Source organism: Paraburkholderia sp. GAS334 (assembly GCF_050436625.1).
Classification (GTDB): Bacteria; Pseudomonadota; Gammaproteobacteria; order Burkholderiales; family Burkholderiaceae; genus Paraburkholderia.
In genome coordinates this window covers 80,091-93,136 of the sequence record NZ_JBNDMO010000016.1, presented here as the reverse complement: position 1 = coordinate 93,136, position 13,046 = coordinate 80,091, and the positions used below count along the sequence as shown (strand labels likewise).

Genomic DNA, 13,046 nt, shown 5'->3' with positions numbered 1-13,046 from the left:
GAAAGGCTCGATACGCGCGCTATGACGTCATCGGATGGCCTGCGCGTCGCGATCATGACTGACGAAACCGGCTGGCACACCGCGCGGCTGAAGCGCGCGTTTCGCGCGCGCGGTGTCGAAGCCCGTTGCGTCGATCTTGCCGACTGCCGCATCGATACGACGTGGGCGCCATACGGCCTTGCCCTGCCCGGCTTCGGCCATGCGCTACCCGATGCGGTATTCGTGCGCGGCATCGCGGGCGGCACGTTCGAACAGGTGACACTGCGCCTCGGCATCCTGCATGCGTTGCGCGAATGCGGTGTACCCGTCTACAACGACGCGCGCGCGATCGAGCGCAGCGTCGACAAATCGATGACGAGCTTCCTGCTCAACCGCTACGGCGTGCCAACGCCGCCGACGTGGGCGGGCGAATCGACCGCATACGCGCAGCGCGTGCTGATGCGCGAAGCCGCTCTCGGCCGTCAGGTCGTGCTCAAACCGCTATTCGGCTCGCAGGGCAAAGGCCTGCGCCGGCTCGGCGCCAGCGCTCGGACAGCAGCCTCGGCCGCCAGCATGCTCAAGCCGCTACCGTCGCTGCGTACGTATCAGCATGTCGCGTATCTGCAGCGCTATGTCGACGGCGGAAGGCGTGGCTTCGACTGGCGCGTGCTTGTCGTCGGTGGATGCGCGGTGGCGGCGATGCGGCGCGTCGGCGGCAAGGGCTGGATTCACAACTTCGCGCAGGGCGCCGCATGCGAACCCGCCGCGCTCGACGACACCCTCGCCGACAGCGCCGTGCGCGCCACCGAAGCGCTCGGCCTCGACTACGCAGGCGTCGACCTGATTCCCGATCCTGACGATGCAGACCGGCCGCTCGTGCTCGAAGTCAACGGCGTCGCCGCGTGGCGCGGCCTGCAATCGGTCACGTCACTCGATATCGCCGACGCGCTGGTCGCCGATCTGCTCGACCGCAAGCTCGCCGCTTCACGCGCTGCGTCGATTGCGCCTGCGCCGCTAGTCGGTGGCGGCCATGCAGGCGGCTGACAGCACCACGCTCGCACGCGCACGCGCGGCCTTCCTGCGCGCCTGCCGGCTCGATGTCGAAACGGCGAAACCGGGCAACGTCAGCGTGGAAAGTGCGGGACACGGCATGACGTCCGCGCAGTTCATCGCGAGCGCGGACGCGGCTGCGAACGCACTGTTCAGGCGCAGTGCAGCAATCGGCCAACGCATTCTCGACGCGGTCACACTGACGCGTGAAAGCGTGGGCTGCAATACGAATCTGGGAATCGTGCTGCTGGTCGCGCCGCTCGCAGCCGCGCTCGACACGCTACGTGATCCTCCAGACGCAGCAACATGGCGCGCCGCGACGGAAAGCGCGCTTTCCAGGCTCGATATCGAAGACGCCCGCACCGCATACCGCGCCATCGCACTCGCCAACCCGGGCGGCCTCGGCGACGCGCCGGAGCAGACCGTCCACGCCGAACCCACGGTCGACCTGCGCGCTGCAATGAAACTTGCCGCCGCGCGCGACAGCATCGCGCGTCAATATGCCGAAGGCTTTTACGATGTATTCGACACATACATCACCACGCTAGGCGAATGGTCACGCGAAACGCCGCCGGCCATCATCACGCTCGACGTCTTCCTCACGTACCTGAGCCGCTGGCCCGATTCGCACATAGTGCGCAAGCACGGTGAGACGGTGGCGCAAAGTGTCACGCGCGAAGCACAGCGGCAGCACGCGCTGTGGCGTGCCTCACTGGCGGATCCGGAAAGCGGGATCGACGGAACGCCCGGGAGCGGAATCGCCCGATGGGACGCCGAACTCAAGGCGCGCGGCATCAATCCGGGCACGAGCGCCGATCTGACGGTCGCGACACTCTTCGTCGGCGGTGTGCTAAACGGCGTCTGAAACGAACCCGTGACGCGCGGCGTCAGGCCTCGAACCTGCATTGGCACGGAACATGTTAGGAACACCACGCTTAGCTATCCGCTCATCCACGTCTTGCGCGGCCGTAGTCGCGGCGTCGCGAGTGAACGCAGTCCGACACACCCGTACACAATCACCGGAGGAACAGCATGGCCAAGATCAACCGCGTCATGGTAGGAGAGTCGCTGGTCGGCGAAGGCAACGAGGTCGCTCACATCGATCTTCTGATCGGACCGCGAGGTTCTGCTGCCGAGACTGCGTTCTGCCACGCGCTCACCAACAACAAGGACGGCTTCACGTCGTTGCTGGCTGTCGTCGCGCCGAACCTGCTTACCAAGCCGAACACCATCCTCTTCAACAAGGTGACGATCAAGGGCGCGAAACAGGCCGTTCAGATGTTCGGCCCGGCGCAGCACGCCGTCGCACTGGCGGTGGCGGATAGCGTCGAAGACGGCACGATCCCGAAGGACGAAGCCGACGACCTGTTTCTCTGCGTCGGCGTCTTCATCCACTGGCAGGCCGACGACGACAAGAAGATTCAGGAGTTCAACTACAAGGCAACACGCGAAGCCATCCAGCGCGCGATAGCCGGAGAGCCGAGCGCGGCGGAGGTTGTCGCGAAGAAGGCCACCGTGGCGCATCCGTTCGCGCCTAACTGACTCATTGACTGACTCGCGACGCGAGGTAGCGACGGCGAGGTGCGCATCGAGCCTTGCCGTCGCGAACGCAGATCGATGCATTGACAACGAGGTTCCGGCATGACTTCACGATGTCGCGCGCTGCTGGTTCTCGCGTGCTGCGCGCTGGCCCCGACTGTGTCGCTCGCGCAGGATGCGCCTGCCACTGCCGGCAATCCCGCACAAGGCCACGACTATCCCACGCAGGGACGTGTCGAATACGTGCTCACTTGCATGGACGACAACGGGCACGACTTCGCCAACGTCTACAAATGCTCATGTGCCATCGACCATATCGCCGCCGTGCTGCCCTACGACGATTTCGTCGAGCAATCGACGTTTGCGAAATACGCGACGCTCGGCGGTGAAGGTGGCGGGGAATTCCGCGTCGATCGTGCGAAAGCACAGTCGAAGAAATTCCTCACGTTGCAGGCCGAGGCGTATCGCGCCTGTGGCGTCAGCAAGACTGCAGCTGCAGCCGCAGGCGCCGCCGCGCCTGCGAAATAGATCGCCTTGGGCTGGGCGGTCAGCAAACCGGCGCGGCGCTTTCCGCACCGCGTCCTTGTTGCGCGTCGCAATGCATTCAGTCAGGAATCAGCCCTTCGCCAAGCGAAGCCCACGTCGCGTGAGCGGTATACGCTTCTTCGCGCCGGCGCTCGATCAGCACGCCCACTGATTCGACGTCGTCGAATTTAGCCGGTTTCGCGAGCGAAACCCGCACCCAGTGCGCGCCGAAATCCGCGATCACCAGCTGCGCGACCTTTTCCGCGAGCGCTTCGAGCAGCTGCACGCCATGCGATTTGAGCAGGCCGTGCAACGCTACGCGTACCGCCGCATAGTCGATGGTGTCGTCGATACGATCGGTCACACACGCGCGAATCGACGGAACGCCAATCGTGAGACTCATGTGCACAGGCTGAGGCGCATGCAATTCCGATTTGTCGATGCCGATCACGGTCTGGCCCGTGAATCCCTCGATATAGACCATATCGAGCGGCGCCGGGCGCGCGTCAGTCGCGGAAAAACTGAATGCGGCATGCTGCACCGCCGCATCGGAAACCGGGGGAACTGCGGAAAAACCGCTATGGCGAATCGCGTCGAAACGGTCCATGGTGTGTCCTTTAGCGTGTGACAGTCTGCGCGTTCCGGCAGACCGGGCGGCCTTCGGGCGTGACGCGAACATAGTGCGCCGGATAGGGCGCGTAACGCTGGATCGTCCGTCTTCCGAAAGGGTGTTGCACAGCAAAGCAAATTCCGGGCGCAGATGCGTATCTGACGTGACTATTTATTGAATACGGGCGCTATCGGTTGTAGAGTTTTGAAAGGGTGGAGTGTGATGTTTGCAGACAGCGGCTGCAAACATCGCACTCCACCGGTTGTCGCATGACAGGATGGGCCTGATTGAGGCGTATGCGCGCTTCCAGAAAGCGCAACGCAAGGGGAAACATACACAGATACGCGCCGGGGAGGCGCCACGAACCTTGTGGTGCATGCGCCGGACGCCACGGAGACAACGCCCCATGTCGTCGCTTGCAGACATCAATGCGCATGTCAGGGAAGTACTCAGTACCGTCAACAACCAGTTGGCGACGCGGCCCACCAGCGCCTCGGTGGCCCAGTCATGGACGCGCTGCCTGAACGAATTCAGGCTCGATCCCGCGCATTTCGTGATGCCGCCCATTCTCACGCAGCAGGAACTGGTCGCGCGACGCGAAGCCGCGAGCGACCTGATCGCCTGCTCGAAGCTCGAAATGACCACGCTGTATCAGCAGCTCGCCGATCCCGAACTGGCCGTCGTGCTCGTGGATGCGGAAGGTGTGATCGTGCATCAGGTGTCGTCGGTGCCGTTCGGCGAAGCCGTTGCCGCGGATGGTCTGCGCGTCGGTGCGTTGTGGAGCGAGCGCGAAGCGGGCACGAACGGCATGGGTACGTGTCTTGCCGAACGCGAATGCATCGCGGTTTACCAGCATGAACACTTCTATCCGCGTTACACGTCGCTGACGTGCTCCGCTGCGCCGATCTTCGACGATCGCGGCGTGGTGGCGGGTGTGCTCGATGTCACGAGCCACTCGAAGCTGTTGCAGCAGCATTCGCTGGTGCTCGTCGGCATGTCGCGGCAGATGATCGAAAACCGCCTGATCGACGCGCGTTACCGTCGCGCGCACATGATCCACTTTCATAGCCGCCCCGAGTTCGTCGGCACGCTGCACGCGGGCAAGCTCGCGGTCAGCGATGAAGGCGTGGTACTCGCCGCGAGCCGCAGCGCCCTCTTCCAGCTCGATTTCCGCTCGCACGCGGAACTGGTCGGCAAACGCATCGAGGAAGCGTTCAACTCGTCGCTCGAAGACATGATCGCGCGCAGCATCCGCGGTTCGTTCCATCCGGTGACCGTGTACAGCGCGAACGCCAATAACCGCTTCTTCCTGATCGCGCAGACGCCGCGCGACGCCACGGACACGGCGACGCGCATCCTGATGACCGATCCGACCGCGCGCGATTTTTCGTCCGCGGCACGCAGCAGGGGCATCAAGCGCGATATCAGGGATAACCGCAATGCCCGCGATACGCGCAATATAAGCGACGCCCGCGACCAGACCAGCCGTCTCGACAAACTCTCGCATCTGGAGTTCGGCGATCCCGGCATCGCTTCGCAGATCCAGCTCGCCGCGCGCGTGATCCAGCGAAAGATTCCGATCATCCTGCGCGGGCAGACAGGAACCGGCAAGGAAGTGTTCGCGACTGCATTGCACAGCATCAGCCCGAATAGCGCGGGCGCGTTTGTCGCAGTGAATTGCGCGTCGCTGCCGGAGAACCTGATCGAAAGCGAACTGTTCGGCTATCGCGCGGGCGCGTTCACCGGCGCGCAGCGTGAGGGACGACGCGGCAAGATCGTGCAGGCGAACAGCGGCACGCTGTTTCTCGACGAAATCGGCGATATGCCGATGGCGCTTCAGGCGCGGCTGCTCCGCGTGATCGAGGAGCAGGAAGTCACACCGCTTGGCGCGGAAGTCACCGTCAAGGTCGATTTCCAGCTGATTAGCGCCAGCCACCGCAATCTGATGGAACTCGTGCAAAACGGCCAGTTCCGCGAAGACCTGTATTACCGGTTGAACGGCATCGAGATTAACCTTCCGGCGCTGCGCGATCGCGCGGATGCGCTTGCGCTCATCCATCATATTCTGGAAAGCGAAGCGGACGATCCGCCAGCGCTCAGCGCAGAAGCTGAACGTGCACTGCTGAGCTATGCGTGGCCGGGCAATATCCGGCAACTGCGCCATGTTCTGCAGATGGCCATGGCGTTGTGCGACGGCGCGGAAATTCGTTGTGCGCACCTGCCGGTGGATATCGGCCGCGGTGCATCCGGCGCGACGGGCACCGCAGGTATAACAGGCGCCGCCAGCGTGGCGCGCGGGTCGGGGGTATCGAACGCCGCCGCGCCCTTCCACCTTGCCGACGAGGCGGACATCTCCACGCTCAACGCAATCCAGCTGAAAGAGCGCGAAACGGTGCTGGCACTCCTTGACGAGCATCGCTGGAATGTCAGCAACGTCGCGAAAGGTCTTGGCATCAGCCGTAACACGCTGTACCGGAAGATGCACAGACTGCACATCCGCCTGTCTCACGACGGCTCGCCGCCTCCCGCCGACACATGAATGCACCCGTGCCCGCTCGCCGGCTCGACGAGTTCAAGCCCGACGCGCGGTTCGCGTGGTGCGTGACCGGCTCGGGTCACATGCTCGAAGAATCGATCGACCTCGCCCGGAAACTGCCGGGCGTGGACCTGTTTTTGTCAGCGGCCGGCGAGGAAGTGCTGCCGCTCTATGGCTGGACGATTCCGAAGCTGCGTGAGCATTTTCGTGTGGTACGTGATAACAGCGCGAGCAGCGTGCCCGTCGGCATGATCTATAACGGCGAATACCACACGGTCATCATTGCGCCCGCAACGAGCAACACGGTCGCCAAATGTGCGTTCGGCATTTCGGATACGTTGCCGACGAACCTCTTCGCGCAGGCCGGCAAGCAATGTGTACCTGGCATTGTTTTCGCGTGCGATACGGCACCGAGTGTCATTACGCAGACGCCGCACGAATGGGTCGAGGTGCGCCCACGCGCGATCGAACTCGAGAATGTGGAGCGGCTCGCGCGGATCGAATTCACGACGGTGGCGCGCTCGCTCGATGAACTCAAGGCGGCGCTCGAACAACGGCTGATCAACCTTAAGCTTGCATGGACCACATCGTCTTCCTGACCGGCAGACTGGCCGAGAAAAGCCTGAAGCAGGTGCTGGAAGGCATGGCGCCCACGCCGTTCACGTGGGAAATCCGCGAAATCGGGCTACAGGTCGCGGGTTTGATGACAACCGACCTGATTCTGCGTCGTGTGCAGACCCCGCTCTCCGCGAGCCGGATGATCGTGCCGGGGCGATGTCGCGGCGACCTCGATGCGTTGCGCGCACATTACGGTGTACCGGTCGAACGCGGCCCTGACGAGGTGAAGGATCTGCCGCAGTTCTTTGGGCGCGAAGCACAGCACTTCGATCTGTCGCGCTATGAGACCGAGATCTTCGCGGAAATCGTCGATGCGCCGCGGCTCGATCTCGACGGCATCGCGGCCCGCGCGCGGCTCTATGCGGATCAGGGCGCGGACGTGATCGATATCGGCTGCCTGCCTGAGACGCCCTTCCCCCATCTCGACGACGCTGTGCGGATGCTGAAGGAACAGGGCTATCGCGTGAGCGTCGACTCGATGCAGACCGACGAACTCGTGCGTGGCGGCCGTGCGGGCGCCGACTATCTGATGAGTCTGAACCTCGATACGCTGTGGATCGCCGATGAAGTGCCTTCAACGCCCATTCTGGTCGCACGCGAGCCGCGCGATCCCGCATCGCTCGATGCGGCAATCGATGCGATGAGCCAGCGCGGCCGCGCGTTTCTCGCCGATCCGATTCTCGATCCAATTCCGTTTGGGCTCGCGGCATCGATCGCGCGCTATGTCGGGTTGCGCGAGCGTTATCCGCAGATCGGCATCATGATGGGCATCGGCAACGTCACAGAACTCACCGAAGCGGATACGAGCGGGATCAATGCGGTGCTGCTGGGCATGGCCGCGGAGTTGCGCGTGAGCGCGGTATTGACGACTTCGGTCAGCCTGCACGCGCGGCGGGCGATACGCGAAGCGGACGTCGCGCGACGCGTGATGCACGCGGCGCGTGAAGCGCAGGTGTTGCCCAAAGGCATCTCAGGCGATCTTTCCGCGCTACACGCAAAGCGACCGTTTCCGTATGACGCGCACGAAATCGACGAGGTGGCGAGCGCGGTGCGCGATCCGAATTTTCGTGTACAGGTCGCGGCGGATGGCATTCACGTCTATAACCGGGACGGGCATCAAACGGCTCAAGATCCGCATGCGCTTTACCCAGGGCTTAAGCTCGAAGCCGACGGCGGTCACGCGTTTTATATGGGCGTGCAGCTGGCGCGCGCGGAAATTGCGTGGCAACTGGGAAAGCGCTTTGATCAGGACACGGCGCTGGACTGGGGCTGCGAGGTTGACCGCCCTGAAGAAGATCTGAGCGCTTGGCACGCGCCGGGCGTGACGCTTAAGAAACGGTGAAGGTCATGGCTCCATTTTCCATTTGATCGAACAGCCCATCGCCGGATACTGTTGATCCGATACGACGCCCACTTTTGCGATTTGCCGCATCGCCTCGAACAGATCGCGTCGGGCATCAGGGACGGGCGCGCTCCGCGACGCGTCGACTCGCCCGCGATAGCGCAGCGTCAGGTCCGCATCGAAGCCGTAGCATTCGGGCGTACACACCGCGTCGTATGCGTGCGCAACCTGCTGGGTTTCGTCGTACAGGTAAGGAAACGGAAGCTTCCATTCCGCTGCGAATTCGACCATGTGCTCAAACGAATCTTCCGGATAGGTCAACCCGTCGTTCGAACTGATTCCGACCACGTTGACGCCGATCTCAGCCAGCTCGCGTGCGTCCCGTACAAGATGCGGCAGCGCACCCCGCACATACGGACAGTGGTTGCACATGAATACCACCACGAGGCCGCGCTCGCCGCGAACGTCGTCGAGTGAAAGCGTGCGTCCGTCGGTAGCGGGCAGGGAAAACGCGGGCGCCTGCATGCCCAGTTCACCAGCGGGAGATTCGGTAGCCATCGTGCGCTCCTGAAACCGGCGACTTCAATAGCCGCCGTCTTGATCCACCAGCATACGCCCAGCCGCGAATTCGTTCACGCCGGCAAGTTCATCACGCATCTGGCGCACCCTCCTCGTGAAAAACGTGAAAGCGTCTGCTGGCTGGCGCGCTCAGTGATACCGCCGCGCCATTGCATCGAGTGTCAGCGGCTTGATGCGATCCGCCTGCCCCGCACAACCGAACGCCTGAAAGCGTTCAATGCAGAGCTCACGTGCCGCCGCGGTCGCCGCTTTCAACGCGTGCCGTGGATCGAATTCCGTGCGTGCCAATGCCATCGCCCGGCGCATTGCACCCGTCATCGCGAGACGGATATCTGTGTCGATATTCACCTTTCGGACGCCGTTTGCGATGCCACGCTGGATCTCTTCGACGGGCACGCCCCATGTCGCGGGAATGTCGCCGCCGTATTCGCGGATCGTCGCGAGCCATTCCTGCGGCACCGACGACGACCCATGCATCACCAGATGCGTGTCCGGCAGCCGCTTGTGAATCTCGACGATGCGGTCGATCGCGAGAATATCGCCGGTCGGCTGACGACTGAACTTGTACGCGCCGTGCGACGTGCCAATCGCAATGGCGAGAGCGTCAACACCGGTTGCTTCCACAAACGCGTGCGCCTGTTCCGGATCGGTCAGCAGGTCCTCGCGCGTGAGTTTGCCTTGCGCGCCTACGCCATCTTCTTCGCCAGCCTCACCGGTTTCAAGCGAACCGAGACAGCCGAGCTCGCCTTCGACCGACACGCCGACCGCATGCGCCGCCTCCACCACGCGGCGGCTCACCTCGACGTTGTACTCATACGCGGCCGGCGTTTTCTGGTCCGGCAACAACGAGCCGTCCATCATCACCGAGGTAAATCCAGAACGGATCGCCTGCTGGCATACCGACGGACTCGCCCCATGATCCTGATGCAGCACGACGGGCAGATCCGGATGCGCTTCGATCGCAGCCAGCACGAGATGGCGCAGGTACGGCTCTCCCGCGTATTTGCGCGCGCCTGCCGACGCCTGCAGGATCACCGGGCTGCGGGTCGCATCGGCGGCCTGCATGATCGCCTGGATCTGCTCCATGTTGTTGACGTTGAATGCGGGCACGCCGTAGCTGTGCTCCGCCGCGTGATCCAGCAGTTGACGCAAGGCGATGAAAGCCATCACAGACTCCTTGAGGTCGATCGGAAACGGGTTCGTCAGGCGCGCGCGCGGCGATCGATCAGTTGCAGGATCATCGGCGTGAAAATAAGCTGCATCGCAAGCCCCATCTTGCCGCCGGGCACGACGATCACATTCGGGCGTGACATAAACGAGTCGTGCAGCATCGTTAGCAGATACGGAAAGTCGATGCCTTTAGGCCGCGCGAAACGGATCACGACAAAGCTTTCGTCGGCGTTCGGAATCTCACGTGCAGTAAAGGGATTCGACGTATCGACGGTCGGCACGCGCTGAAAATTCACGTGTGTGCGCGAAAACTGCGGACAGATGTAGTTCACGTAATCCGGCATGCGCCGCAGGATCGTGTCGACGACCGCTTCGTGCGAATAGCCGCGCATCGTCTGGTCGCGATGCAGCTTCTGGATCCATTCGAGGTTGATGATCGGCACAACGCCGACCAGCAGGTCCGCATGCCGCGCGACGTCGACTTTCTCCGTAACCGCCGCGCCGTGCAGGCCTTCGTAGAACATCAGGTCCGTTTTCTCGGGAACATCCATCCACGGCGTGAAGGTACCCGCGTCCTGATTGCATGCCGCCGCTTCCGCGTCGTCGTGAACGTAGCGGCGGAACTTGCCGTTACCCGCCTCGCCGTAACTCGCGAACAGCTGTTCCAGTTCTTCGAGCAGGTTAGCCGCTGGACCGAAGTGACTGAAATTGAGCTCACCGTCGCGCTCGCTTTGCTTGAGCGCTTCGCGCATGCCTTTGCGGTCATAGCGATGAAACGCATCGCCCTCAACGATCTGTGCATTGATGCGCTCCCTCCGGAAAATATGTGTGAAGCTCTTCATGACCGTGGTCGTGCCTGCGCCGCTCGAACCGGTCACGGCAATGATCGGATGTCTGACTGACATGCGCGTCTCCCTGAGTCTGCTATCTGCCCGTATGATGCTCAAGCCCGTTGAAGAACGCGTTATGCAGGCGTTTCCGGCAGAAACAGCGAGCGTTCGTTGAAGAGCGGCGACGTGAACGGCTTGTCTTCGCCGCGATCGTATTCGCTGTGATAGCGGCCAATGCGCGCCACTTCGTTCTTCGAGCCGAGAATCACCGGCACGCGCTGATGCAGTTTCTGCGGAACGACATCGAGAATCCGCTCGCGTCCGGTGATGGCCTGCCCGCCCGCCTGCTCGACGAGAAAACTCATCGGGCTGGCTTCATACAGCAAACGGAGCCGCCCTTCCATCGCGGGCGTTTTGAAATCGCGCGGATACATGAAAACACCGCCACGCATCAGAATGCGATGCACCTCCGCGACCATCGATGCAATCCAGCGCATGTTGAAATCGCGCGTGCGGCAACCGCTGCGGCCGTCCTTGCATTCCTGTACATAACGACGCACGGGTGGCTCCCAGAAACGTTCGTTCGATGCGTTGATCGCGAACTCGCAGGTATCTTCGGGAATGCGGATATCGGAATGCGTCAGGACGAAGTTGCCGACGTCACGTTCCAGCGTGAAGCCATGCGTGCCGTTGCCAACGGAAAGCACCAGCATCGTCGAGGGTCCGTAGATCGCATAACCCGCTGCAATCTGTTCATAGCCGGGGCGCAGGAATTCGCTCCCGGTTATCGAGGGGTCGCGTTGACCGTCTTTAACGCGCAGCACGGAAAAAATCGACCCCACCACACCGTTGATGTCGATATTCGATGAACCATCGAGTGGATCGAACGCGAGCAGATACTCGCCGCGCGGATACGCTTCTGGAATCGCGTAGACCTCTTCCATTTCCTCCGACACCATGCCCGCGAGCAAACCGTCCCACTCGCAGTGCTGCAGGAAGATGTCGTTAGTGGCGAGGTCGAGCTTCTTCTGTTCCTCGCCATGCGTGTTGACGGTTTCCGCCGAGCCGTAGTTTCCGCCTAGCGCGCCTTTGGTAAGTGCTGCGGAGATCGTCTTGATCGATGCCGCAACATCGATCAGCAACGCCGACAGGCCCGCCGCCGATACGAGAGATGGCTTGCGGTCGAGCGTGTCGATGAGGAACTTCGAAAGCGTGGTGCGTCCGTCCTGCATGGCAATCTCCTCGGGAAACGAATCAGGTCGGCTCGGGCGGTGTGTCCACTGCTCCGTTAAATACGCGGCTCGCGCGGATATCCGCGGCGGTTAGCAGCGTTAGCACAACGGCATCCGCGGGCGCGCCCCCTTTGAGCGCATCCGCAAAGAGACGGTTCGCCTGACGCAGTCGCGATCGGTCCAGCGCATTGCGCACCGAGCGCGCGTTCGCGAAGTTCGGCTGATGAATGCGGCGATCCAGGTATTCGCTGAAGGCAAGGCGTGACGCGCCGTCGAGGCGGTAATGCATCGTCGCCAGCATGCGTTCGGCGATGTCGAGCAGTTCCGCGGCGTCGTAGTCGGGAAACGTAATGTGATGCGCAATCCGCGACCGGAAGCCGGGATTGCTCTGGAAGAAGGTCTCCATTCGCGATTCATAGCCGGCGAGAATCACCACCAGATCGCCACGCTGGTTTTCCATCGTCTGCAGCAGGATCTCGATAGCTTCCTGACCGTAGTCGCGCTCGTTCTCGGGGCGATACAGGTAGTACGCTTCGTCGATGAACAGCACGCCGCCCATAGCGCGCTTGAGCACGTCACGCGTTTTAGGCGCGGTATGGCCAATGTACTGGCCGACGAGATCGTCGCGCGTCACCGAAACCAGATGATTGCGGCGGATATAGCCGAGACGATGCAACACTTCGGCCATGCGCAGCGCAACAGTTGTCTTGCCGGTGCCCGGATTGCCCGAGAAACACATATGCAGTGTCGGTGCACCGCTTGCGATGCCAAGCGTTTCGCGCGCGCGTTCGACCAGCAGATGCGCGGCAATCTCGCGAATGCGGGTTTTCACCGGCACAAGCCCGACCAGATCCCGATCGAGTTCGGCGAGCACGTCGCCGATGCCCGAATCGCGAAAGAGACCAACAAGGTCGACCGTGGCATGCGTTGCTGGCGGGCTGGTGCGAGGCAGCTCATTGGGCGCCTCATTGGCCACCGCCTCCGGCAGATCGAGTTCAGCTTCGACGGTCATCGGTGATCTCCCTGTTGCATGCAC

General features: G+C 62.5%; 13 protein-coding genes. 7 read left to right on the top strand and 6 right to left on the bottom strand.

Annotated features, from left to right (window positions below; genetic code table 11):
• The first annotated feature begins 21 nt into the window (after positions 1-21).
• The 4 genes from P3T21_RS25585 to P3T21_RS25570 all read left to right on the top strand — a co-directional run bounded on the left by P3T21_RS25585 (position 22) and on the right by P3T21_RS25570 (position 3,096).
• Complete coding sequence (locus P3T21_RS25585; protein ID WP_429258807.1) at positions 22-1,023, top strand: ATP-grasp domain-containing protein; 1,002 nt, start codon at positions 22-24, stop codon at positions 1,021-1,023.
• The gene (locus P3T21_RS25580; protein ID WP_429258751.1) at positions 1,010-1,894 is read left to right on the top strand and encodes a triphosphoribosyl-dephospho-CoA synthase; all 885 of its coding nucleotides are present in this window, start codon (positions 1,010-1,012) and stop codon (positions 1,892-1,894) included. The genes P3T21_RS25585 and P3T21_RS25580 overlap by 14 nt, the downstream gene beginning before the upstream one ends.
• Before the next feature lie 167 nt (positions 1,895-2,061).
• Positions 2,062-2,571, top strand: coding sequence for a formaldehyde-activating enzyme (gene fae, locus P3T21_RS25575; RefSeq protein WP_429258750.1), 510 nt, complete (start codon positions 2,062-2,064; stop codon positions 2,569-2,571).
• A gap of 99 nt (positions 2,572-2,670) precedes the next feature.
• Positions 2,671-3,096, top strand: a complete 426-nt coding sequence (locus P3T21_RS25570) for a hypothetical protein (RefSeq protein WP_429258749.1) — start codon at positions 2,671-2,673, stop codon at positions 3,094-3,096.
• A gap of 76 nt (positions 3,097-3,172) precedes the next feature.
• Here P3T21_RS25570 and P3T21_RS25565 read toward each other — a convergent pair whose 3' ends face one another.
• Positions 3,173-3,700, bottom strand: coding sequence for a dihydroneopterin aldolase (locus P3T21_RS25565; protein ID WP_429258748.1), 528 nt, complete (start codon positions 3,698-3,700; stop codon positions 3,173-3,175).
• Between the two features lie 409 nt (positions 3,701-4,109).
• On the opposite strand from P3T21_RS25565, the gene P3T21_RS25560 reads away from it, so the two are divergent.
• Genes P3T21_RS25560 through P3T21_RS25550 form a run of 3 tightly spaced genes read left to right on the top strand, consistent with a single transcriptional unit; the run spans position 4,110 to position 8,199 of the window.
• A complete protein-coding gene (locus P3T21_RS25560) occupies positions 4,110-6,242 on the top strand; it encodes a sigma-54-dependent Fis family transcriptional regulator (protein ID WP_429258747.1) in 2,133 nt (710 codons plus the stop codon).
• Entirely contained in the window at positions 6,239-6,838 is a 600-nt protein-coding gene (locus P3T21_RS25555) for a flavoprotein (RefSeq protein WP_429258746.1), read from the top strand. The genes P3T21_RS25560 and P3T21_RS25555 overlap by 4 nt, the downstream gene beginning before the upstream one ends.
• A complete protein-coding gene (locus P3T21_RS25550) occupies positions 6,817-8,199 on the top strand; it encodes a DUF6513 domain-containing protein (RefSeq protein ID WP_429258745.1) in 1,383 nt (460 codons plus the stop codon). Before P3T21_RS25555 ends, P3T21_RS25550 begins: the two co-directional genes overlap by 22 nt.
• A gap of 3 nt (positions 8,200-8,202) precedes the next feature.
• On the opposite strand, the gene P3T21_RS25545 is transcribed toward P3T21_RS25550, so the two are convergent.
• The 5 genes from P3T21_RS25545 to cbbX all read right to left on the bottom strand — a co-directional run bounded on the left by P3T21_RS25545 (position 8,203) and on the right by cbbX (position 13,022).
• The gene (locus tag P3T21_RS25545; protein ID WP_429258744.1) at positions 8,203-8,757 is read right to left on the bottom strand and encodes a thioredoxin family protein; all 555 of its coding nucleotides are present in this window, start codon (positions 8,755-8,757) and stop codon (positions 8,203-8,205) included.
• A 150-nt stretch (positions 8,758-8,907) separates the two neighbouring features.
• On the bottom strand, positions 8,908-9,945 hold the full coding sequence (gene fba, locus P3T21_RS25540; RefSeq protein WP_429258743.1) for a class II fructose-bisphosphate aldolase: 1,038 nt from the start codon (positions 9,943-9,945) through the stop codon (positions 8,908-8,910).
• A 35-nt stretch (positions 9,946-9,980) separates the two neighbouring features.
• On the bottom strand, positions 9,981-10,853 hold the full coding sequence (locus P3T21_RS25535; protein ID WP_429258742.1) for a phosphoribulokinase: 873 nt from the start codon (positions 10,851-10,853) through the stop codon (positions 9,981-9,983).
• A gap of 59 nt (positions 10,854-10,912) precedes the next feature.
• Complete coding sequence (locus P3T21_RS25530) at positions 10,913-12,010, bottom strand: class 1 fructose-bisphosphatase (RefSeq protein ID WP_429258741.1); 1,098 nt, start codon at positions 12,008-12,010, stop codon at positions 10,913-10,915.
• 22 nt (positions 12,011-12,032) lie between these two features.
• Complete coding sequence (gene cbbX, locus P3T21_RS25525) at positions 12,033-13,022, bottom strand: CbbX protein (RefSeq protein ID WP_429258740.1); 990 nt, start codon at positions 13,020-13,022, stop codon at positions 12,033-12,035.
• Between the last annotated feature and the right edge of the window lie 24 nt (positions 13,023-13,046).

Bases quoted from the DNA above. Each gene is read 5' to 3' on its own strand.
- P3T21_RS25580 (WP_429258751.1), top strand. From the start codon at position 1,010: ATGCAGGCGGCTGACAGCACCACGCTCGCACGCGCACGCGCGGCCTTC.
- fba (WP_429258743.1), bottom strand. From the start codon at position 9,945: ATGGCTTTCATCGCCTTGCGTCAACTGCTGGATCACGCGGCGGAGCAC.
- P3T21_RS25560 (WP_429258747.1), top strand. From the start codon at position 4,110: ATGTCGTCGCTTGCAGACATCAATGCGCATGTCAGGGAAGTACTCAGT.
- P3T21_RS25545 (WP_429258744.1), bottom strand. From the start codon at position 8,757: ATGGCTACCGAATCTCCCGCTGGTGAACTGGGCATGCAGGCGCCCGCG.
- fae (WP_429258750.1), top strand. From the start codon at position 2,062: ATGGCCAAGATCAACCGCGTCATGGTAGGAGAGTCGCTGGTCGGCGAA.
- P3T21_RS25585 (WP_429258807.1), top strand. From the start codon at position 22: ATGACGTCATCGGATGGCCTGCGCGTCGCGATCATGACTGACGAAACC.
- P3T21_RS25555 (WP_429258746.1), top strand. From the start codon at position 6,239: ATGAATGCACCCGTGCCCGCTCGCCGGCTCGACGAGTTCAAGCCCGAC.
- P3T21_RS25565 (WP_429258748.1), bottom strand. From the start codon at position 3,700: ATGGACCGTTTCGACGCGATTCGCCATAGCGGTTTTTCCGCAGTTCCC.
- P3T21_RS25550 (WP_429258745.1), top strand. From the start codon at position 6,817: ATGGACCACATCGTCTTCCTGACCGGCAGACTGGCCGAGAAAAGCCTG.
- cbbX (WP_429258740.1), bottom strand. From the start codon at position 13,022: ATGACCGTCGAAGCTGAACTCGATCTGCCGGAGGCGGTGGCCAATGAG.
- P3T21_RS25530 (WP_429258741.1), bottom strand. From the start codon at position 12,010: ATGCAGGACGGACGCACCACGCTTTCGAAGTTCCTCATCGACACGCTC.
- P3T21_RS25535 (WP_429258742.1), bottom strand. From the start codon at position 10,853: ATGTCAGTCAGACATCCGATCATTGCCGTGACCGGTTCGAGCGGCGCA.
- P3T21_RS25570 (WP_429258749.1), top strand. From the start codon at position 2,671: ATGACTTCACGATGTCGCGCGCTGCTGGTTCTCGCGTGCTGCGCGCTG.